At 43.8% G+C, this 21,948-nt stretch carries 23 protein-coding genes and 1 tRNA gene; 17 read left to right on the forward strand and 7 right to left on the reverse strand.

The genetic code is table 11. From position 1 onward, the window contains the following. Positions 1 to 6 precede the first annotated feature (6 nt). Positions 7 to 936 (forward strand): AEC family transporter, encoded by a 930-nt coding sequence (locus tag ICE93_RS03250; protein WP_216185569.1) that lies wholly within the window; start codon positions 7 to 9, stop codon positions 934 to 936. On the opposite strand, the gene maiA is transcribed toward ICE93_RS03250, so the two are convergent. Further along, complete coding sequence (maiA, locus tag ICE93_RS03255; RefSeq protein ID WP_216185571.1) at positions 907 to 1,587, reverse strand: maleylacetoacetate isomerase; 681 nt, start codon at positions 1,585 to 1,587, stop codon at positions 907 to 909. The two genes, ICE93_RS03250 and maiA, sit on opposite strands and share 30 nt — an antisense overlap. A 21-nt stretch (positions 1,588 to 1,608) precedes the next feature. Between maiA and ICE93_RS03260 the strand changes: the two genes are divergently transcribed. After that, positions 1,609 to 2,307: a trimeric intracellular cation channel family protein gene (locus ICE93_RS03260; RefSeq protein ID WP_255554468.1), complete on the forward strand. Its 699-nt coding sequence runs from the start codon at positions 1,609 to 1,611 to the stop codon at positions 2,305 to 2,307. Here the strand turns inward: ICE93_RS03260 and ggt are convergent. The 4 genes from ggt to ICE93_RS03280 are packed head-to-tail and all read right to left on the reverse strand — an operon-like array spanning position 2,294 to position 7,024. Further along, positions 2,294 to 3,892: a gamma-glutamyltransferase gene (gene ggt, locus ICE93_RS03265; protein WP_216185573.1), complete on the reverse strand. Its 1,599-nt coding sequence runs from the start codon at positions 3,890 to 3,892 to the stop codon at positions 2,294 to 2,296. The two genes, ICE93_RS03260 and ggt, sit on opposite strands and share 14 nt — an antisense overlap. A gap of 41 nt (positions 3,893 to 3,933) precedes the next feature. Continuing rightward, positions 3,934 to 5,376, reverse strand: a complete 1,443-nt coding sequence (locus tag ICE93_RS03270) for a TRAP transporter large permease subunit (RefSeq protein ID WP_370624621.1) — start codon at positions 5,374 to 5,376, stop codon at positions 3,934 to 3,936. Next, positions 5,376 to 5,918 carry a TRAP transporter small permease subunit gene (locus ICE93_RS03275; RefSeq protein WP_216185576.1) on the reverse strand — a complete coding sequence of 181 codons (543 nt, stop codon included), beginning with the start codon at positions 5,916 to 5,918 and terminating at the stop codon, positions 5,376 to 5,378. The genes ICE93_RS03270 and ICE93_RS03275 overlap by 1 nt, the downstream gene beginning before the upstream one ends. A 20-nt stretch (positions 5,919 to 5,938) precedes the next feature. Then, positions 5,939 to 7,024, reverse strand: coding sequence for a TRAP transporter substrate-binding protein (locus ICE93_RS03280; RefSeq protein WP_216185578.1), 1,086 nt, complete (start codon positions 7,022 to 7,024; stop codon positions 5,939 to 5,941). 338 nt (positions 7,025 to 7,362) lie between these two features. Between ICE93_RS03280 and ICE93_RS03285 the strand changes: the two genes are divergently transcribed. After that, on the forward strand, positions 7,363 to 9,033 hold the full coding sequence (locus tag ICE93_RS03285; protein ID WP_216185580.1) for an MFS transporter: 1,671 nt from the start codon (positions 7,363 to 7,365) through the stop codon (positions 9,031 to 9,033). 53 nt (positions 9,034 to 9,086) lie between these two features. Here ICE93_RS03285 and ICE93_RS03290 read toward each other — a convergent pair whose 3' ends face one another. Then, positions 9,087 to 9,698 (reverse strand): MOSC domain-containing protein, encoded by a 612-nt coding sequence (locus ICE93_RS03290; protein WP_216185582.1) that lies wholly within the window; start codon positions 9,696 to 9,698, stop codon positions 9,087 to 9,089. Between the two features lie 46 nt (positions 9,699 to 9,744). Between ICE93_RS03290 and ICE93_RS03295 the strand changes: the two genes are divergently transcribed. The 7 genes from ICE93_RS03295 to ICE93_RS03325 all read left to right on the forward strand — a co-directional run bounded on the left by ICE93_RS03295 (position 9,745) and on the right by ICE93_RS03325 (position 14,790). After that, complete coding sequence (locus tag ICE93_RS03295) at positions 9,745 to 10,155, forward strand: hypothetical protein (protein WP_216185584.1); 411 nt, start codon at positions 9,745 to 9,747, stop codon at positions 10,153 to 10,155. 89 nt (positions 10,156 to 10,244) lie between these two features. After that, on the forward strand, positions 10,245 to 11,057 hold the full coding sequence (locus ICE93_RS03300) for a fumarylacetoacetate hydrolase family protein (protein WP_216185586.1): 813 nt from the start codon (positions 10,245 to 10,247) through the stop codon (positions 11,055 to 11,057). 71 nt (positions 11,058 to 11,128) lie between these two features. After that, positions 11,129 to 11,205, forward strand: a tRNA-Met gene (locus ICE93_RS03305). A gap of 177 nt (positions 11,206 to 11,382) precedes the next feature. After that, positions 11,383 to 12,588, forward strand: a complete 1,206-nt coding sequence (locus tag ICE93_RS03310; protein ID WP_216185588.1) for a tyrosine-type recombinase/integrase — start codon at positions 11,383 to 11,385, stop codon at positions 12,586 to 12,588. A 436-nt stretch (positions 12,589 to 13,024) separates the two neighbouring features. Next, positions 13,025 to 13,558 (forward strand): DUF1376 domain-containing protein, encoded by a 534-nt coding sequence (locus ICE93_RS03315; protein WP_216185590.1) that lies wholly within the window; start codon positions 13,025 to 13,027, stop codon positions 13,556 to 13,558. A 1-nt stretch (position 13,559) separates the two neighbouring features. Further along, positions 13,560 to 13,868 (forward strand): hypothetical protein, encoded by a 309-nt coding sequence (locus ICE93_RS03320; RefSeq protein ID WP_216185592.1) that lies wholly within the window; start codon positions 13,560 to 13,562, stop codon positions 13,866 to 13,868. Between the two features lie 247 nt (positions 13,869 to 14,115). Then, the gene (locus ICE93_RS03325) at positions 14,116 to 14,790 is read left to right on the forward strand and encodes an outer membrane protein (RefSeq protein WP_216185594.1); all 675 of its coding nucleotides are present in this window, start codon (positions 14,116 to 14,118) and stop codon (positions 14,788 to 14,790) included. A 112-nt stretch (positions 14,791 to 14,902) separates the two neighbouring features. On the opposite strand, the gene ICE93_RS03330 is transcribed toward ICE93_RS03325, so the two are convergent. Further along, entirely contained in the window at positions 14,903 to 15,595 is a 693-nt protein-coding gene (locus ICE93_RS03330) for a hypothetical protein (protein WP_216185596.1), read from the reverse strand. A gap of 303 nt (positions 15,596 to 15,898) precedes the next feature. On the opposite strand from ICE93_RS03330, the gene ICE93_RS03335 reads away from it, so the two are divergent. The 7 genes from ICE93_RS03335 (at position 15,899) to ICE93_RS03365 (ending at position 21,900) form a co-directional block, all read left to right on the forward strand. After that, the gene (locus ICE93_RS03335; protein ID WP_216185598.1) at positions 15,899 to 16,441 is read left to right on the forward strand and encodes a DUF2878 domain-containing protein; all 543 of its coding nucleotides are present in this window, start codon (positions 15,899 to 15,901) and stop codon (positions 16,439 to 16,441) included. 108 nt (positions 16,442 to 16,549) lie between these two features. Continuing rightward, positions 16,550 to 17,638, forward strand: a complete 1,089-nt coding sequence (gene recA / locus ICE93_RS03340) for a recombinase RecA (RefSeq protein ID WP_216185600.1) — start codon at positions 16,550 to 16,552, stop codon at positions 17,636 to 17,638. Positions 17,639 to 17,655: 17 nt separating this feature from the next. Next, positions 17,656 to 18,177 (forward strand): recombination regulator RecX, encoded by a 522-nt coding sequence (recX, locus tag ICE93_RS03345; RefSeq protein WP_216185602.1) that lies wholly within the window; start codon positions 17,656 to 17,658, stop codon positions 18,175 to 18,177. Positions 18,178 to 18,366: 189 nt separating this feature from the next. Beyond that, positions 18,367 to 19,536 (forward strand): ADP-forming succinate--CoA ligase subunit beta, encoded by a 1,170-nt coding sequence (gene sucC, locus ICE93_RS03350; RefSeq protein ID WP_011903667.1) that lies wholly within the window; start codon positions 18,367 to 18,369, stop codon positions 19,534 to 19,536. Positions 19,537 to 19,551: 15 nt separating this feature from the next. Continuing rightward, a complete protein-coding gene (gene sucD, locus ICE93_RS03355) occupies positions 19,552 to 20,445 on the forward strand; it encodes a succinate--CoA ligase subunit alpha (protein WP_216185604.1) in 894 nt (297 codons plus the stop codon). 98 nt (positions 20,446 to 20,543) lie between these two features. Continuing rightward, entirely contained in the window at positions 20,544 to 21,248 is a 705-nt protein-coding gene (locus ICE93_RS03360; RefSeq protein ID WP_216185606.1) for a TerC family protein, read from the forward strand. A 121-nt stretch (positions 21,249 to 21,369) separates the two neighbouring features. Further along, a complete protein-coding gene (locus ICE93_RS03365; RefSeq protein ID WP_216185608.1) occupies positions 21,370 to 21,900 on the forward strand; it encodes a pilin in 531 nt (176 codons plus the stop codon). Positions 21,901 to 21,948: the final 48 nt, after the last annotated feature.

Genomic DNA, 21,948 nt, shown 5'->3' on the forward strand with positions numbered 1-21,948 from the left:
TAAATTTTGCTCTACGTATTTAATGTAGTTCTACCCGTTTTCTTACTCATACTGATTGGGTATGTTGGTGGGCGCGCTGGCAAGTTAGGCGTTAATGCATCAACTGAGTTAAACCGGTTTGTTGTTTGGCTGGCTTTACCTGCACAGCTATTTAACTTCGCCGCTAATAGCGGTTGGCAAACGCTGTGGCAGCCTGGCTTTATCGCTGCTTTTTTCCTGAGTTGCTTGATTGTCTTTTTCCTGGTGCTTCTAGTGAGTTGGATGCACCGTCGTGACTTAGCTGACGCTAGCTTTGATGGGCTCAGTGCTTCTTATTCAAATACTGGATATATGGGCATTCCATTGTGCGCACTTGCCCTAGGTCAAGATGGGTTGGCTCCAGCCATTATTTCTACTTTTATTGTGTTCGTGATGTTTGCCTTGGCAACAGTATTTATTGAGATTGGCATTCTGTCACACAAGAAGTCACATGAGATTGCCTTAAGTGTTATTAAATCCTTATGCACCAATCCATTACTCATAGCTCCAGTCGCCGGTTTGATATGGGCTGCTAGCGAATTGACTTTATATGATCCGGTTGCCCAAGTGATTTCATTTTTGGCAGCCGCTTCTACGCCATGTGCTTTAGTTTCAATTGGTTTGTTTCTCATGCAAAAAAGTACTGCTGCTCCAGAAAGAGCGTGGGGTATTAGTTTGGCAAAGTTAATACTGCAACCCCTAGTTGCTTGGATTATTGCGGATCCAATTTTGGATCTATCTGAATTATGGGTAAGCGCAATTGTGATTTTGAGCGCGTTGCCCACTGGCACCGGACCTTTTATGTTGGCCCAGTACTACAAGGCAGATGGCAGCATTATTTCGAGAGTGGTTCTCATTACTACCGTAAGCTCATTGCTTACGCTCTCACTATTTCTGTGGTGGAGCAACGGGGTTTAATCCTTCAGCATCGATTTGTTTTTCCCAGGATGCATCAATAAAAGCGGGCAACTTCATACACTCATGAAAAATCCTCATGAGTGTGGAGTAGGGTGCTACATCTACTTTTGCACTTAGTGCATTAAATAGCTGAGGCACTAAGCAGACATCAATTAAGCTTGGTTGATCTTCAAAGGCAAATCTACCAACCCTAGAATCATTACTCAATTGTTTTTCAATGCTCTCTAGTCCTACTTTGACCCAGTGCTGGTACCAGTCATCTTTCGATTCATTGCTAATGCCGATTTTTTTGATAAGGTAGCGCAATACCCGAATGTTATTAATTGGATGAATGTCGCTGGTGATATCCATCGCAACTGAGCGTACCCAAGCTCGATCAAACGCAGCTTTGGGAAGAAGTGCCGGCTCAGGCTGAACCTCTTCAAGGTATTCAATAATTGCCAGTGATTGATGAATACTTTTCTGACCATCTTCAAATAAAGGCACTAAGCGATTAGGATTTTTGCTGCTATATGAATTACCCATTTGCTCGCCACCATTTTTACTGAGGTGGATTGGAATGGTTTCGTAGTCCATACCCTTAAGGTTGAGGGCGATACGCACCCGATAGGCTGCAGAGCTACGCCAAAAGCTATATAGCTTGGGGGTCATATCGATGCCTTATCGGAGTTCATGGCTAACAGTATATTCAGAATCGTCATTCAAGTTAGTACGCAAGCAAAGTGCTTTAGACTCTTTGTTATGGAAGAGATTAGTTTCTGGATCGGCATCATTGCAACCATGGCCTTTGCGGTCACGGGGGTTTTGGCTATTGCTGATCGCGGTGTTGATCTCTTTGGTGTTCTAGTGCTTGGTTTGATTACCGCCATTGGTGGGGGCACTATTCGCGACATTATTTTGGAAGTGCCTACTTTCTGGTCGGACAATCAAATATATGTATGGCTTGCCTTAGGCGCAAGCGTGCTGACATTTTTCGCAGAATCATTTTTTACCCAACCGCAAATTTATCGTTGGATGTTGTACATCGATGGTTTTGGTGCTGCATTATTTGCAATTCAGGGTGCGGATAAAGCGTGGAATATGAATTTTGGTTTGCCAGTTGCGCCAGTCATCCTAGGGGTAATAACCGCGATCGGTGGCGGCCTCTTGCGTGATGTGCTGGCAGGCAGAAAAACGTTAATCATGTCGCATGAGCTCTATGCGATTCCGGTGACCTTGGGTTGTGTTGCTTACGTTTTGGTGCTGAACTTTTTGCCACAGTTTGTGGTTGAAGGTTCTGTCATCTGTATGCTCGGAATTTTTGGACTACGCGCAGCCGCTATTTATTGGGATCTGCGCGTGCCTAAAATGTTTATTACTAAAACGCGCTAACCGCACCATCACTGCGAGGATCCCATCCGCCTCGCAAAGTGCCGGATGGGTCGCGAATAATGCAGCCCGCATGTCCCACGGTTTCATCAAACGCCTCAAGCATTTCTATCTCATGACCTAAGGTATGCAGTTCTTTTGCAACCCAAGGACTAAAGCGAGACTCGAGTTTTAAGCTATCACTCGTTTGGCCCCAGGTGCGACCGAGCAACCAGCGTGGTCGACTAATGGCATCTTGTGGGTCTAAGCCGTAAGTGGCAGTGCGGGTAAAGACGGCGCATTGCGTTTGTGGTTGACCATCACCGCCCATCGTTCCATAAACCATCGAGCGACCATCTTTAAATAAGGTCATTGCTGGGTTTAATGTATGGAATGGTTTGCGATAGGGCTCAAGATGATTGAGTGTATTAGGATCAAGTGAAAAACTGCAGCCACGGTTTTGCCAGTTCACACCAGATTTCGGCAGCACAATACCAGCGCCAAACTCGTGATAAATACTTTGAATGAATGAGACGCAATTGCCATCACCGTCAATGACGCCCATCCAAATCGTATCGGCCGGTCCCTTGCCTTGACCCCAAGGTAAGGCCTTGTTGGGATCAATATTCTTGGCAAGTTTTTTTAGGAAGGCTGGCGCTAAAAAAGATTGAGCATTTTTTGTCATGTACGCAGGGTCAGTGACAAATTGATCGCGAATTTTGAATGCTTGCTTGGTAGCTTCAACACAATGATGTACATACTCAGCGCTGTCGACTTTAAAGCGTTTTAAATTCAACTGATCCAATATCCCGATGATCATTAATGACACAACACCCTGAGTGGGTGGAATCATGTTGTACACCTTACCCAGACTATGTTTGAGTTCAAGGGGATCAATAAGTTTGGCGTGATGACGATGCAAGTCACCGAGGCGCAATGGACTACCAATGTCTGTTAGCTCTTTTGCAAGAAGGTGTGCAAGATCGCCGCGGTAATAATCGTCCGTACCCTTGGTGGCAATTTGACGCAAGGTTTTTGCTAGACGTTCTTGTTTAAAGATACTGCCAACTGCAGGCGCCTTGCCGTTGACCAAGAAGGTTTCGGAGAAGCCCGGGATAGGGCTTAACTCTTTTCGTTTTTTTTCGGTCAAGCTTGATTGACTATAAGTAACCGGTACACCTGCTTCTGCGTAATGAATGGCATCAGCTAGCAAGCGAGATAGCGGAATCTTGCCACCCAATCCTTGTTTGGAGAGTTTGTGAGCAGCACCCCAGCCAGATATCGTTCCTGCGACAGTATTTGCAGCAACTGCTCCACGAAAAGGAATTGCTTTGGTGATCCCGCGCTCCGCATACCATTGCTTGGTAGCCAAACCAGCGGCCGCACCACAGGCATCAATACCACCCATGGCTTTGCCGGGGGAGTGAATGACCCAAAAAGAGTCTCCACCAATCGAGTTCATATGTGGATAGACCACGGCAATCGTTGCGGCTGCCGCCACCATGGCTTCTAAAGCGTTGCCACCTTCCCTAAGAACTGCTAAAGCTGATTCAGAAGCGAGGGAGTGCGGTGCTACCGCCATCCCACGAATACCCCACTTTGCCTGCATCGTAAATCCCCTTTATTTTTTTATTTTGCTATTTGTAATAGCTATTTGTTTTCTCGTAATTGTCGCTCGATATCGGCGCTGGAGTCTACGGTGATCTCATTTTGCTCGACACCAGCCAGCGGATCAATCGATGGACCATTGGCATCTATGGCAACAGTTGGTTTGTCCACAAAGTAAGTCACTGTTTCTGGAATGAAGATGATGATCGCCACCAAAATCAGCTGCAAACCAACCCATGGTAAAGCCCCATAGTAGATATCTGAGCTTTTGACGGTTTTATCTGCCACTCCTCTTAGATAAAACAAGGCAAAGCCAAAGGGTGGATGCATAAATGAGGTCTGCATATTGGCGCCAAGAAGCACGCCAAACCAAATCAGATCAATGCCCAGCTTTTCTGCCACGGGTGCTAATAGTGGAATGATGATGAATGCAATTTCAAAATAATCCAAGAAAAAGGCTAAGAAGAAAACAAATAAATTCACCGCAATTAGGAAACCTACTTGACCACCCGGCAGACCTGATAAGAGATGTTCGATCCACAAATCCCCATCAACACCACGGAAAGCTAGACCAAAAACAGTGGAGCCAATCAGAATGAAGATCACCATTGCATTTATGCGCATAGTGGAAGTCATTGCTTCCCAGACTAAAGATTTTTGTAAGCGCTTATTCATTGCAGCTAGAACTAATGCCCCTACAGAACCCATGGCACCACCTTCAGTTGGGGTTGCAAGACCCATCAGGATTGTTCCCAACACCAAGAAGATCAGCGCAATGGAGGGAATAATGCCCCAGAGAATTTTTTTGAATAACTTCCAATCAATTTTTGGGCGCGCTTCTGGTGGAAGCGCTGGCACATCTTGAGGTCTAAAAATCGACAAGAAGAAAATGAATAAGCAAAATAGTGCTATCTGAATGATAGATGGTCCAATAGCACCGGCATACATATCGCCAACTGATTTGCCTAATTGGTCAGCCAACACAATCAAAACGAGCGATGGCGGAATGAGCTGCGTAATCGTGCCTGATGCCGCTATTACGCCAGTAGCAACTCGCGGGTTATAACCGTATCGCAGCATCACCGGAAGGGAGATTAATCCCATTGCAATGACAGATGCTGCTACGGTTCCAGTAATGGCACCAAGAATCGCACCAACAATAATCACGGCATAGGCTAAGCCACCACGGATGGGGCCAAATAATTGCCCCAAGCCTTCGAGCATATCTTCTGCCAATCCACACTTCTCGAGAATCGCACCCATGAAGGTGAAAAAAGGAATCGAGAGCAACAAGTCATTCGAGAGAATGCCGAAGACTCGGTCTGGAAGTGCTTGCAAGAAGGTGGGTTGAAACATGCCCATCTCGATGCCGATGAAAGAGAAGAATAAACCAACAGCGCCTAGAGAAAACGCAGCAGGATATCCAATTAATAAAAATACAATCAGACCCCCAAACATGATGGGGGCCATTAGATCTTGGCTAATCATTGGAGTGGTCTTTCGTATTTAGGATCGATCTGAATCATGCCGATAATTGCTGCGTAGCGTTTGATAATTTCTGAAATACCTTGGAGTGTTAGTAAGAAAAAGCCCAAAGTAATAATGCCGCGCACCGGCCAACGAATGAGGCCACCAGGATTGCTTGAAGTTTCATTTTGAATAATCGAGGTGATAAAGAATTCCCAAGAGTAGTAACCAATAATGATGGTCATGGGTAGAAAGAAAATAATTCCCCCCCAAAAATCCAACCAGAGGCGTACTTTGTTGGGATACATGGCATAGAGCACGTCAACACGAACATGCTCATTGAGGCGAAATGTGGTGGCTGCACCAAACATCACCATGCCGGCAAACAAATACCATTGCGCTTCTAACCAACCGTTTGAGCTGATGTTAAAGCCGTACCGGATTAGCGCATTTGCGGTGCTAACCAGTACGGCGATAAGAACCATCCAGCTTGCTAAAACTCCAAAACGGTCATTTAGGCGATCAACGAAATTTGCAAAAACTAAAAATTGTTTTGGCATTTCAGTTACTCGCTTAAAGTTTATTTGACTGGATTAGTTAGCATGAAGCTCATGAGAGTTTGTTCGGCAACTTTGTTCCATAACATTTGATCGTTGCGGAATTTTTTCCAAGGCTCGTAAATCTTCTTGAAGGATGGATTTTTAGCGGCCTCCTCCTCGTACATTTCGAAAGCCGCATTGGATGCCGCTTTCATAATTTCCGTGGAGTATGACTGCAACTTGACACCATTCTTGATTAGACTTTGCAAAGCAATTGGGTTTTTGTAATCGTACTCAGCCATCATGTCGATATTGCATTCGGCGCAGGCTGAGGTCAGAGCTTCTTGATATTGTTTAGGTAACTTTTCCCACTCCTTGATATTGACGTACATGGAGTACATCGAGCAAGCCTCCCACCATCCTGGGTAGTAGTAGTAAGGCGCAATTTTATAAAAGCCCAGTTTTTCATCGTCGTATGGACCGACCCACTCAGCTGCGTCAATAACACCTTTTTCAAGGGCTGGATAGATGTCACCACCAGCGATTTGTTGTGGGATTGCGCCTAAGCGGGACATAACTTCGCCGCCAAGGCCGGCGATACGCATTTTGAGACCCTTGAGGTCTGCAACGGTTTTTACTGGCTTCTTGAACCAACCACCCATCTGTGTTCCTGTATTGCCTGCTGGGAAAGAAATGATGTTGTAGTCGCGTAAGAATTCACGCTGTAGTTTTAGGCCTCCACCCCAGTACATCCAAGCATTTTGCTGACGCTGGTTCATGCCGAAGGGAACGGTCGTGTCAAATGCAAAAGCTTTATTTTTACCAACAAAATAGTAACCAGCCGTATGTGTACATTCCACAGTGCCTTGTTGAACGGCATCAACCGTTCCAAATGCTGGCACGATTTCACCGGCGCCAAAGATACGAATCTGAAACTTGCCGTCTGTTAAGGCGGCTACCCGTTTAGAAATAAATTCGCCACCACCATAAATCGTATCTAGGCTTTTGGGGAAGCTAGATGCGCAGCGCCACTTCACTTCAGGCATGGATTGTGCGATTGCTGGTGCGGCCAATACGCCTGCAGCAGCCCCAAGTGCGGTCTTACCCAAAAAGTCACGTCTTTTCATTTGCCTTGCTCCTTATTTAATGATTATTTGATGGCATTTTTTTTGCTTATGCCTTTCTGATTACTACTTGATCGATTAAAGCGAAGTACAACAAGTGTTATTCGAGAGGTATGCACCTTGGTTTCCAGAAATGCACCTCACAAGGGCGCATTGCTTCAAGTTAGTGCTAAACCCTATCTGCATCATGGCTTAAATGCGTTGCATCAAATCCACATTTCTCGGGAAAACCCCGAGTTAATTTGATGGGGAATTACCCTAACTAGTGGATTTCTTTGGTTTTTTTCAAAGCATAATCGACCCGTTGTTTTTTATTTAATAAAAATAGTTAGGAGCTACTGATGTCTACAGCACACAAAGCAGCCCCAATGACCGCCGAAGAGCGCAAAGTTATTTTTGCATCTTCTTTGGGTACGGTTTTTGAGTGGTATGACTTTTATCTTTACGGTTCTTTGGCTGCCGTTATTGCCAAGCAGTTCTTCTCAGGCTTAGATGCAGGTTCTGCCTTCATTTTTGCTTTGTTAGCGTTTGCTGCTGGTTTCATCGTGCGTCCATTCGGCGCGTTGGTGTTCGGTCGCTTGGGCGATTTGATCGGACGTAAATATACGTTCTTGGTCACCATCTTATTGATGGGTGGTGCAACCTTCATCGTAGGTATTCTGCCTAACTACGCAACTATCGGTGTTGCTGCCCCAGTGATCTTGATCGCATTGCGTATGCTTCAAGGTTTGGCTTTGGGTGGTGAGTACGGTGGTGCTGCTACTTATGTTGCAGAACATGCTCCTAACGGTAAGCGTGGCGCATACACAGCTTGGATTCAAACAACTGCTACTTTAGGTTTGTTCCTTTCCTTGCTCGTGATTTTGTTCACACGTGAATTTACAGGTCCAGACTTTGATGTTTGGGGCTGGCGCGTTCCTTTCATCGCTTCTATCGCATTGTTGGCGATCTCTGTTTGGATTCGTTTATCCATGAATGAGTCTCCAGCTTTCAAGAAGATGAAAGAAGAAGGTAAATTGTCAAAAGCTCCTTTGTCCGAGTCATTCGGTCAGTGGAAGAACTTGAAGATTGTTATCTTGGCATTGTTTGGTCTGGTTGCAGGTCAAGCGGTGGTTTGGTACACAGGTCAGTTCTACGCTTTGTTCTACCTCACACAAGTGTTGAAAGTAGATGCTAAGACTGCGAACTTATTGATTGCCGCTTCTTTGGTAATCGGTACACCGTTCTTCGTAGTATTTGGTTCTTGGTCTGACAAGATTGGCCGTAAAGTGATCATCATGGGCGGTTTGCTCTTGGCAATCATTACTTACATCCCAAATACACCAGTTTCAGTATTTAATGCTTTGACCCACTTTGCTAACCCAGCGTTGGAAAAGGCAATGGCAACTTCACCAGCAACGATTACTGCTGACGTGAACGAATGTACATTCCAGTTCAACCCAACTGGTACAGCGAAGTTCACAAGTTCTTGCGATATTGCAAAACAAGTGATGGCGTCTAACTCTGCGAGCTACACAACTATTCCTGGCCCAGCCGGTAGTACTGCTGTTGTGAAGATCGGTGATGCAGAAATCACTGGATACACAGCAAAAGGCATGGCTCCAGCAGATTTGAAAGCTAAAGATGCTGAGTTCAAGAAGCAGATTCGTGATGCGTTGAATGCTGCTGGCTATCCAGCTAAAGCTGATCCAGCTGGCATTAACTATGTAGCTGTATTGCTCTTGTTGGTGTACTTGGTGATCTTGGTAACCATGGTTTATGGCCCAATCGCTGCAATGTTGGTTGAGATGTTCCCAACTCGCATTCGTTACACCTCTATGTCATTGCCATACCATATTGGTAACGGTTGGTTCGGCGGCTTGTTGCCAACGATCTCCTTCGCCTTGGTTGCGCAAAACGGTAACATTTACTACGGTCTCTGGTACCCAATCATCATCGCTACGATGACATTGGTAATTGGTACGCTGTTTGTTAAAGAAACCAAAGACGTAGATATCTACGCACGTGACTAAGATTCTTTAGTCTGCAACAAATGAGAAACCCGATCAGAAATGGTCGGGTTTTTTTATTCCCACAAATCTTTTTGATTGCGATTGTTTAAGAGCTTTTGATTTTGTTGTGCGATAGAGGTTTCTCTTGATCCTGGGATGAGTTCAATTTGTGCGCCAGCAGAAAGCACCCCAGTTTTAGTTACTCGCAAATACCAGCCACTAAAGCCAGACTGCAGCATTGCTTTTGAAGCTCCTTTGTAACGCATGGCAGCGTTAAATTTAAAGCAGGGTTCTCGTAGCTTAACGACTGAAAATTCTAATTCTCCAATCCGTAGTTGATCACCAACAAACACCTCAGTTTCTAGCAGGCCTTCTATTGTGAAATTTTCGCCAATAGCCCCATGCTCCAAATGAACGGGCTGTTTGGTCTCACGAGTCAGAAGTTCATTCCAAAACGCGTAATGTTCTGCCGGATAAACATAGATGGCTTTTTCAATGCCACCGTGTACTGATAAGTCTGCCTGCTCATCATCTTTAACGCCAAGAGTAGTAATGTCGACGGGAGCAGGATTATCTAAGTCGCTTACTGCCTTCTTACGAATTGCCGAAGCAACGGATTTGTAATCAGGGTGATGGTTGCCAAATAGAGGTATGACTTTGCCAGTGGAGATGGTGAGAAGGCGCATAAGTAAGAATGACTGATAAGATCAAGTTATCTATTGAAGAAGGTAAATGATGCACTTTTATAAGCTTGTTGCCACTCTATTTCTGAGTCTACTCATCAGTCAAGCTGCTTTTGCTAAATGGGATGAAGAACGCGATATGACTACCAACGGCAAAGAAGAGCTGGTCTATTACTACAAGACTAATGAGCAAGGACAAAAGCTTGTATTAGATAAGTATGTGAAACGTCTTATTTTTATACGCCCTGACAGACTATATAAACGCTCTATCAAACAAATCAAGATCGATGGGGTAGTGGTGGATGTTACTAGCGACCCTTTTTCTCGCTATCCAGAGCAAACAGCAATTATTTTTGATAACAAAGATGAGGTGCTCAAAAAGCTCTTTTTAGCTAAGAAAATTGAATTTAATGTCTTGTATGGTCGCGACCAAGCTGAGAGTGTTTTTCTCATTAAATAATTTACCAATGCCATTTCCGGGTGTAATGTTGCTGTAATGTGTAAATAAATAGAAAGACGGTAAAGTCCGTTTATTAAGGGAGATAGGTAATGTCAGTTCAAAATAATGATGTGTTAACTCGCCGTAATGCAATCAAGCTTGGCGTTGCTTCACTTTCTTTGACAGGTATTGCAGCGGGCGCTCAGGCTCATAAAGGGGCGGATGCAATTACGACCCCATTTACTGTAACTCAAACATTGATACCGATTGCAGGCGGTAATGCAGAGTTTCCGGTACGTCGTATTTATTGCATCGGTAGAAATTATGCGGCGCATGCTCGCGAGATGGGTTCAGACCCAACGCGTGAACCACCATTCTTTTTTCAAAAGCCAACAGACGCTATTCAGTTTGTAGCGCCAAACAAGATAGTAGATCACCCCTATCCATCGCTGACCAAAAATTATCACTACGAAGTTGAGTTAGTTGCAGCGCTAAATAAGGGTGGCAGAAATATCTCTGTTGAAAAAGCCCTTGAGCATGTATACGGTTATGCCTTGGGTCTTGATATGACGCGCCGCGATTTACAGCGCTTTATGGGTGACCAGAAGAAGCCTTGGGAGATTGGTAAATCATTTGATCACTCTGCACCGATAGGACCCATTTTTCCAGTGAATCAAGTTGGGCATTTCACCAAGGGAACAATTGCACTTTCAGTCAATGGGGTTACAAAGCAAAGAGCCAACCTAGATCAAATGATTTGGTCTGTCGCAGAGCAGATTTCGAAGCTTTCAGAGGCAAATGAATTGTTCCCTGGGGATATTATTTACTCAGGAACGCCTGAGAATGTCGGCCCAGTTGTGCGTGGGGACATTGTTCGTTGCAGTATCGATAATTTGCCGGATTTGGTGATAAAGATCGTTTGATGCGCCTAAATATTGAGTCCAAAGGGAGTTTTTTTGAGCATTTTGGTCAAATAAGCTAAAATCTCACCTTCGGCGAATTAGCTCAGCTGGTTAGAGCGACGGAATCATAATCCGCAGGTCCGGGGTTCAAATCCCTGATTCGCCACCATATTCAGTTGTACTGATGCCTAGCATCACCCAAGAAACCCTTGAAGATTAAAGCCTTCAGGGGTTTTTTGCTTTCTGTAGTCAACGATGGGAAATGTGAGTAATATCAACCCCATGTGAGTAGGAATGTGAGTAATTCTCCAGCTACCTACCAAAATTACTCATAAAAAGGCTTCAAATGGCTTCAAAACTGCTTACAGACTCGTTGATTAAGTCCTTGAGGGGTAAGCCCAAGCAATATGCTCAAAATGATGGGGATGGCCTTTCCTTGCTCGTATTGCCCAATGGATCAATGTCTTGGCGGTATCGATATCGGTTTGCAGGCAAAGCAAAGATGCTTTCCTTGAGAGGCTACCCTGAAGTTTCTCTAAAGCAGGCTAGAGAGGATAGGGATGAACTCAAGAAAATCCTCCAGTCAGGCAAAGACCCTTCCCTATTTCGCAAACATGCCTCCAAAGAGAAGTTGCAAGCCCTAGCGAACACTTTTGAAGGTGTGGCCCAGGTATGGCACGAAAGATGGAAGATTAATAAGACCTCTGACCATGCTAAAAGAGTTTGGAGAAGGCTGGAATTGAACATATTTCCCCATGTTAAAAATGTGCCAATTTGTGAAATCACCTCAAAGTCTATGAAACAGATTATTCAGAAGATGGAGGAAAGAGATGCAACCTCCATGACAAGAAGGGTCTTGAACACTTGCTCACAGGTTTTCAGCTATGCGGTGCATGAGGAGTTAATTGAAATTAACCCAGCAAAGAGTATTGATGCCAACTTAGCTTTCAAGCCCCATGTTGAAAGGAATTACAAAAGGGTGACCGCCAAAGAGTTACCAGCCCTGCTTAGGGATATTGATACCTATGGGACTAATGAAGTTGCTGGAACTGAACTCACTAGACTTGGCTTGCAGTTGCTTGCCTATACCTTTGTTAGGACCTCGGAGTTAATCGGTGCAAGGTGGGATGAGATAGACCTCAAGAAGGGTGTATGGCAGATTCCAGCCGAAAGAATGAAGATGAAAAATCCTCATATCGTTCGGCTATCTTCTCAGGCACTAGCAATTTTCAAACGATTGCATGAAATAACTGGTGGAAGAGAATTAGTATTCCCCAATGCAAACAATCCCAAGAAGCCAATGAGTAATAACACTTTGATTTATGCCCTCTATCGTCTTGGCTATCACTCCAAAATGACTGGGCATGGTTTCAGGGGAATTGCATCAACTATCTTGCATGAACAAGGCTTCCCCCATGCTCATATTGAATTGCAGTTAGCCCATAGTGAGAAGGACAAGGTATCTAGTGCCTACAACTATGCAGAGTATTTAGCACCTAGAGCCAAGATGCTTCAGTCTTGGGCGGATTATTTGGATGGATTGAAGGCTTGATCATGAGTCGATAAATTTAAAAAGACTTGTCAATCTAGAAAATCTATTGCTTTTAAAAGTTAACAATATTAGTATTCACTTGTGGTAGAAATTGGCGTTCCATAGACAGTGGGATTGAGCTTTTTTGCTAAGCAGCTAACTTTATTTTGTTGGCTCTCTTACATTTGCTCGTATGGAATCGCCATGTATAAACCTTACCCCATTTCTTCTTGCTCCGATGAAAGATTGACTTTGCCCACCATAGGCATGAGTCGCTGGAGTCAAATAAAACATTTTGTACCATTCTCAAAAGAAAAATTTAGACAATTAAGTTTGGTTGGAAAAGCGCCCAAACCGATTCGTTTAGGCATTCGATGCACTTTTTATCAAAACAAAGAGTTGCATAGGTTTTTAGAAAACCCATTGGAATATCGCATAAATCTTGAGGAGGCCGCTCATGATTAAAGATGTCCCGTATTTCCCTTTTTATGCCGCAAACATTATGTCTAATAGAGCATTTAGACTCATGTCATTAAAGGAAAGGGGTCTATTCATAACCCTTTTAATGGAATGCTGGATAAATGGAAGCATTCCCTCGGAATTTGTCGATATGTCGAAAATTTTAGGATTTACCTTTGATGAGGTGAAATCTGCCTATACCAACCTGCATTCTGCCTTTTTTCATCAGCAAGGAGGGCAAATCATTTCACATGAACTAGAGGGCTACAGAAAAGGTTATTTAGAGACAAGAGAAAAGCAGCGCCTCGGTGGAATCAAGGGTGCGAAGCAAAAAAAAGACAAGGAAAAAGGTGGGGGCAAAGGTATACCTGAAGGTCAACCTAAAGGTTCTTTAGTTCAAGTCAATTCAAATTCCGTTAATTTAAATCAGCTTTTAAATAAAGAGTTACAAAGCAAAGAAATTCAATCATGGATTGATGATTACGATAGGGCTCCTGAAGCCATTTCATATTTCAAGGCTTCAAGGGGGTGATATGAGTGGCGCACCCATTGGAAACACCAATGCTCAAAAAGGGCGATTGTGGAATGATGCTTTAAGAAAAGCTATTGCCCAGGACGATGGAAGGCGATTAAGGGCTTCCATTGATCAATTGTTAAATCTGGCATCAAAAGGTGAGCCTTGGGCGATAAAAGAACTTGCAGATAGGCTTGATGGCAGACCGAAACAAACGAATGCCCTCGAGGCTTCTGGTGAGCCTGAGCTAAAGGCTGTAAAGATAATTTTTGTATCGCCTGATGGTAAGGAGTCAGAGGATTTAAAGGTTCTAAATATACTCAATTAAATCAATAGGCTTGCAATTGAGTTAATGTATTTTTTCGGTACTGGATTGAAAGAAATTCCGGGGTAGTAATGAAATCTATAAAAACTGGTTTATTGGGCTTCGTCCTATTTGTGCCTTTATTTGCATTTGCACAGACTAATGACTAATGTGATGAATACTTGAGTACATTGGAAACTAATTGTTGAAAAAGTTATTTATAAGTGTTAAAACTAATATAGTATCTATAACACTTAAAAGGGGCTATGTGATGAAAAGGAAATTATTGGTAGCGGCGCTTTGTTCTATATCGGCTTCAGGCGCAATTGCTCAATCATTTGAGGGGCTTTATGGACAGGTAGGTGTGGGTTTCCAAAGTATCGTTCCATCAGTCTCAAACGCAAGTATTACAAGCCCCAGTGGAACAAGATATAACATGGGCACTAGCGCTGATACTACTAATAACTTTACTGGTACAGCAACATTGGGATATAGCTTTTTAGTTACACCATCCTTTCTATTGGGATTTGGCGGGGAGTATTCACCTTTTTCTGGACAGTCTGGCAATACCACTTATACAAATTCACAACTTTCTCCATCAACACTTAGTAGTACATACAAGTTCAAGAATGGCTATAACTTCTTTCTTTCACCGGGAATTGTGATTGATACCAAAAGCGTAGCTTATGCAAAGGTTGGATATACCGGAGCTGGTATTGAATCGGGTGGAAGCACAACAAATTACACAGGCTACTCGCTGGGCTTAGGATATAAACGATTTATAGCTGGCAATTTGTATGCCTTTGGTGAGGGCAATTACATGAGTTATGGCAATAAAACTGAAACAAGTTCCGGGCCATGGGGTGGTGGCGGTAGCTATACATCGTCAGTCACTTCGAGTGCAAATGCCTACAATTTCTTGGTTGGTATTGGCTACAAGTTCTAAGTTAAGAGTTGATTTAATAAAAAAGCCACCCCAAATATTAGGTGGCTTTTTTATCGGCTGGAAAATTTAATTATTGGAATTACATGGCAACATCTGAATCATAGATTGATTACTACATACTTTTTAGTATTTCCGCTTTCTTGGTGTCGTAATCTTTTTGTGTAATCAAACCCTTTCTTCGCATCTCATTTAAATCATTCAGCCTCTCTTGGGCTGAAATACTTTTATTTTTATCTTGAGATTTCTGTGCAGTGGGGTCTGCGGATATGCAAATAGTAGGTGGACAACTTTGCGGAGCGGCAATGACTAGCTCTTTAATTAAATCTCTATCTTTGCTTATTTCCATTTCGTATTTGGGCGGTGAAATTAGTGCGCCAATTAAACCAAATCCAGCACTCCCTCCTGCATTGTATTTACCTCGCAATATAACAACATCCCCAGCGGCAACTCTATAGGGTAATTCAACACTTGTAGCCCTGCTCTCAATGAAATCCGATGACCGCATAAACCATTCAAATGTATAAGTGCCTGGAGCAAGGTTGAAATACATTACATTGTCGTCATTTATTGACCCAATTAAGGCGCCATTGATTTTCAAGTCAGCTGAATAGCCTCCTTTAATACTTAGCCAATTATCTTTGGAGGTTGTTAAAAAATAAACCTTGGCTAATTTTTCATGAGGTGTGAAATTTTTGGCGGCAATAGATGATTGCTCGTCATGCTTCGTAACATTTGCTTTGATGGTGCATCCACTTGCCAAAACAATGCCAATTATTAGCGCTAAAGACTTTAGAGGTATATTCATTTGAAACCTTTTAATTGTTTTGAATTTTGTAATCAATTTATTTTATAGATAGGCTGTTGTGGAAATGGAAAAAAAGTGATGTCTGTTATAAAGATGGCAAGCACCAATTTTTCCGCCTCATGATTTGGGAAATAAATGGGGCAAATTGAGAATTGTGAGTAATATTGTGAGTAATAAATTAAGGTGTGATGAAGAACACTCATATAAATCAATGGCTTACAAGCCAAATATGAATGTCTGATTCGCCACCAAATCTAAAAGCCATTGCCCCTCGGCAGTGGCTTTTTTCTTAGGATGCTTGGTATGGCTAAATTTTGGAACTTTGTAATTTTCCAGCTTGGTTGGTTTGCCTGTGTTCTGGGCGCGGCCAATAAACAAGTCTTTTGGGCAATTATTGCTACCTTGGCCTATATAGCCTTTCATGCCTGGCGTTCCCCTTCGCCAAAAACTGAAATAAGCCTCTTATGTAAAGCTTTTTTCTTTGGGTTGGTGGCAGACACCCTCATCATGCATCTAGGCTACCTGGACTTTCGGGATGACTGGCCGTCCCCTTATTTGTCGCCGCTCTGGATGTGGGTTTTGTGGGTACTGGTTGCCACCACTATTAATGGTTCCTTGACCTGGTTGCGTGGCAGACCGGTTTTAGGGGCTGTTTTAGGGGGTATTGCTGGTCCCATGTCCTATGAGGCTGGTATTCGGATGGGCGCTGGAGGTTGGGGTTCGGGCGGTCAAATCACTGGATTTATCCTTGTTGGAGTGGTCTGGGCTATTGCTATACCCCTCTTTTTTTACTGGGACCGTGCCAATCACGATCGGCTTAATAAAAAATCCGTAAATTCCGTTTAAAAGTCGCTTGCAAAGACTACTGTTTTTATATACAGTAACTCCTAAGTTGTTACACAGTAGATAAAACTTCGGGAAAAAGCCCAGTACATAGCGAAAAGGGAATCAAAAATGGCCTTGGATGACAAAAGAAAATCAGCCTCTTCAGAATTTGAAGGAATGAGCGGAGACAAGCAAAAAGCACTAACAGCAGCGCTGGCGCAAATTGAGAAGCAGTTTGGTAAAGGCTCAATCATGCGATTGGGCGACGCTGAAATTAGCGAAGATATTCAGGTTGTATCAAGTGGTTCACTAGGGTTAGACATTGCTCTTGGAGTTGGTGGTCTAGCGCGTGGGCGCGTAATTGAAATTTACGGACCAGAATCTTCAGGTAAAACAACACTCACATTGCATGCAATTGCAGAAATGCAAAAGCTTGGTGGCACTTGCGCATTTATCGATGCAGAGCATGCATTAGATGTTCAGTACGCTGGCAAGCTGGGGGTTGATGTAAATAATTTGTTGATCTCTCAGCCGGATACCGGCGAACAAGCTTTAGAAATTGCTGACGCCTTAGTGCGTTCAGGTTCTATTGACTTAATCGTGATCGACTCTGTTGCTGCCTTGGTTCCAAAGGCTGAGATTGAAGGCGATATGGGCGATTCCCTCCCTGGTTTGCAAGCTCGTTTGATGAGTCAGGCATTGCGCAAATTGACCGGCGCAATCAAGCGCACGAACACTACGGTGATCTTCATTAACCAGATTCGTATGAAGATTGGTGTGATGTTTGGTTCACCAGAAACAACTACTGGCGGTAATGCTTTGAAGTTTTATGCCTCTATGCGTTTAGATATTCGTCGTATCGGCAGCATCAAAAAAGGTGATGAGGTTGTAGGTAATGAAACTCGCGTCAAGGTTGTGAAGAACAAAGTTTCTCCTCCATTCCGTGAAGCCATTTTTGACATCATGTACGGCGCTGGTATTTCTAGAGAAGGTGAAATCATTGATATGGGTGTCGAAGCAGACCTCATTGAAAAGTCAGGCTCTTGGTATAGCTACAACGGTGATCGCATTGGTCAAGGCAAAGACAATGTTCGTGAGTTCTTAAAAGAGAATCCAGCCATCTCTCAAGATATCGAGAAAAAGATTCGTGAGAAGCTTGGTGTTAAAGCCGGTTCAGCAGTGGTAACTGATGTGCTGGCTGAGGAAGAAGTTGAATAACTGCGTTGAATATTTCAATGTCAGAATCAAGTGGTAATAAAAAGTCCAAACAAAGCCCGAGTCTCAAAGCTCGGGCTTTGCGCCTTTTATCGCTCCGGGAATACAGCCGCAAGGGCTTGGCCACAAAATTAGCTGAATCTGAGGCTAGATGGGGCAAGTTGGGTGGAGATCAGGCCGAGCAAACTCCGGAATCAAGAAATTCTCAGATTGAAGCTGTATTGGATGATTTTGAGGCTCGCGGCTGGTTGTCTGACGAGCGTTTTGCTGAAGCCTTGGTTCGCCGCCGCAGTGAGCGCTACGGCATGAGAAAGATTGCCGACGAACTTGAAAGGGCGGGGGTAGATTCTAGGCAGTCAGCCAAATTGCTGGGAGCCCTGAAAGAGACCGAATTCCAGCGTGCTTATGGCCTTTGGATGCGCAAGTATGGCCAGCGTGCCACTGAACAAAAAGAACGCGCCAGACAATACCGATTCCTAGCGTCCAAGGGGTTTGGATCCGATATTGTGGCCAAGGTTATAGGCGGACAAACCCCTGATTAGGGCAATTACGGATCGAAAAACGCTATTTGCGGCGTTGCAGCATGATAGACTTATGGAGTCGGTCAAGCCGTTCGCATTTATTCAAATTTGGCAAATATAGCCAGCTTCTAGAGTAAGTATGAGATTGTGGCGACATCGGTTTTACTAATCCTCATCGCTTGCTAAAAAAGATACCGTTTCGGAGTAATTATGAAAATTCACGAGTACCAAGGCAAAGAACTTCTTCGCCAATTTAATGTGCCTGTTCCTAACGGCATTCCCGCATTTAGTGTTGATGAGGCAGTCAAAGCTGCTGAAAAATTAGGTGGCCCAGTATGGGTTGTGAAAGCACAGATTCATGCTGGTGGTCGCGGTAAAGGCGGCGGCGTGAAATTGGCTAGAAGCATGGACGAAGTAAAGAAGTATGCTTCTGAAATTTTGGGAATGCAGCTCAAGACGCATCAAACTGGACCAGAAGGTCAAAAAGTAAATCGTCTCTTAATTGAAGATGGCGCTGATATTAAAAAAGAGTACTACTTCAGTATCGTTACAGACCGTGGCACACAAAAGAATGTGATCATGGCCTCTAGCGAAGGCGGCATGGATATTGAGGAAGTTGCTGAATCTCATCCAGAAAAAATTATTAAAGTATTTGTTGATCCGATGGTTGGTCTGACAGACGCTGATTGCGATATCGTTGCTAAAGGTATTGGCGTTCCTGAGGCGTCTATTCCAATGGCTCGCGACGTATTCAAAAACCTTTACAAGACTTACTGGGATACCGATGCATCATTGGTTGAAATCAACCCATTAATTCTCGAAGGCAACGGAAAGATTAAAGCTTTGGATGCAAAGTTCAACTTTGATCCTAACGCATTGTTCCGTCATCCAGAAATCGTTGCTTATCGCGATATCGATGAAGAAGATGCTGCCGAAATCGAAGCTTCTAAATTTGACCTGGCTTACATCTCTCTCGACGGCAATATCGGCTGTTTAGTGAACGGTGCAGGCTTGGCGATGGCTACGATGGACACTATTAAGTTGTTCGGTGGCGAGCCAGCAAACTTCTTGGACGTTGGCGGCGGTGCTACAGCAGAAAAAGTAACTGAGGCATTCAAGATCATGTTGAAGAACAAGAGTGTTGAGGCTATTTTGGTAAACATTTTCGGCGGCATTATGCGTTGTGATGTGATCGCTGACGGTGTTGTTACTGCATGTAAAGCAGTAAACCTCACAGTACCTTTGGTTGTGCGCATGAAGGGCACTAACGAAGAGTTGGGCAAGAAGATTCTTGCAGACTCTGGTTTGCCAATTATTAGTGCCGATTCAATGGCTGAAGCTGCTACTAAGGTAGTTGCTGCTGTTGCCAAAAACAAATAATCCAGGAATTTCAATATGTCTATTTTGATCAATAAAAACACCAAAGTCATTACACAAGGTATTACTGGTAAGACAGGACAGTTCCATACTGAAAAATGTCAGGAATACGCAAACGGCAAAAACTGTTTTGTTGCCGGTGTAAATCCTAAAAAAGCTGGCGAGTCCATCTTTAATATTCCTATTTATGGAACCGTGAAAGAAGCTGCACAGCAAACTGGTGCAACCACTTCTGTTATCTACGTTCCGCCTCCAGGCGCGGCTGCTGCGATTTGGGAAGCGGTTGAAGCTGACCTCGACTTCGTGATTTGTATTACTGAAGGTATTCCAGTGCGTGACATGCTGGAAGTTCGCAACAAGATGCATGCTAAAGAAAAAGCTGGTGGCAAAAAGACTTTATTACTTGGCCCTAACTGCCCAGGCATTATTACTCCAGATGAAATTAAGATCGGCATCATGCCTGGTCATATTCATAAGAAAGGCCGCATTGGCGTTGTTAGTCGTTCCGGCACATTGACTTATGAAGCGGTTGGTCAGTTGACAGCAATTGGTTTAGGCCAGTCCACAGCAGTAGGTATTGGTGGCGACCCAATCAATGGCCTGAAGCACATCGACATCATGAAAATGTTCAATGAAGATCCAGAGACTGATGCTGTGATCATGATTGGCGAAATCGGCGGTCCAGACGAAGCTGAAGCTGCTCGCTGGTGCAAAGACAACATGAAAAAGCCAGTAGTTGGTTTTATTGCTGGCGTAACAGCGCCTCCAGGCAAGCGTATGGGTCACGCAGGAGCGTTGATTTCTGGTGGTGCCGATACTGCAGATGCCAAGCTTGCGGTTATGGAAGAGTGTGGCTTCAAAGTAACAAGGAACCCATCAGAAATGGCTGCTTTATTGAAAGCCATGTTGTAATTAGTGTTTTGGAAAAGGGTGCTGATAAAACAGCATCCTTTTTGTAGTGCCCAGTAGTTAAAAATAAAATAAGACATAAGAGAAACGTAGGAGACACCATGGATTTATCAGCATTTTCAGATGCCACCTTTTGGGCGGCACTTCTATCAATCATCGTTGCAAATATTTTGCTATCAGGCGATAACGCAGTTGTGATCGCTTTGGCGTCACGTAATTTGCCACCAGCACAACAAAAGAAAGCGATTTTCTGGGGTAGCGCTGCTGCAATTATTTTGCGTGTCGTACTCACGATTACAGCGGTAGCATTGCTTACTTTGCCCTATCTAAAAATTGTTGGCGGTTTGCTATTGCTCTATATCGGTATTCAGCTTTTATCGGATAGTGGTGGTGAAGAGCATATGGAAGCCAAATCCAGCATCTGGGCTGCTATTCGTACGATCTTGATTGCCGACTTAGTAATGAGCCTAGATAACGTATTGGCAGTTGCTGCTGCAGCACAAAAAGGTCCAGAAGAGACTCGCCTGCTCCTGTTGATTATTGGCTTGGGAATGTCTATTCCATTGATCATCTTTGGTAGCGCTATGTTGCTGAAGGTAATGGAGCGTTTCCCAATCATCATTACTTTAGGTGCTGGCCTTTTAGGTCTGTTAGCCGGTGGAATGTTGGTTGATGATCCTGCTATCAAGGATAGTATTCAAGCTGCGATGGGTGATGCCAAACTTGCTTTTGAGATCATTGGTGTTGCTATTGTGATTTTAGTTGGTACCTATCTAAAGAAAAAGAACGCAGTAAAAGAGCATTAATTTTCTTACGAATGAATCAAAAAAGCCGGCCTTCAAAGCCGGCTTTTTTACTTATGACATTCCTTGAATGCAAAGGGCGTAGACTGGATCATGAGGTATTTCGTCTCAGGAGCTAGAAAATATGCAGAGTACCAGCAATCAATTTGAAAATATAAAAACCCATCAAGATCAAATATCAGAATCTGGATTTACCTTAATTGAAGTGATGGTTGTTGTGGCGATTATTGGCATCTTAGTTGCAGTAGCAGTGCCACAATATCAAGATTACATTGCTCGCAGTCGTGTTGTGGAAGGTATGAATTTATCCTCAAGCGCGAAGTTAGCGGTAACCGAGGCCTTTGCAAGTCGTGGCACTGTGGTAATGGATGAGGCAACCTATGGATCTTTTACATTTACACCAACTCGCAGCGTTAAGTTAATTGAAATCACTCCGTCAGGAGCGATTGCAATCGACTACCAGGTAAGTGTTGCGCCAGAGGGTAAAAACACCCTGCATTTAGTCCCTACCAATGAGCCTGATGCCAATTCTCCTAAGCCATTGGATCTGTCAAAGCCAGAAGGCGCGGCTTGGGCTGGCGGATGGTCATGTAGATCAACGGAGACTAATTTAATTCCTCAGTTGTTGCCGTCGGAGTGCAGAATCAGCAAGTAATTTGGAGTATTAAAAAGCCGCTCATGAGGCGGCTTTTATTTGGGTGGA

Source organism: Polynucleobacter sp. MWH-HuK1, assembly GCF_018881815.1.
Classification (GTDB): domain Bacteria; phylum Pseudomonadota; class Gammaproteobacteria; order Burkholderiales; family Burkholderiaceae; genus Polynucleobacter.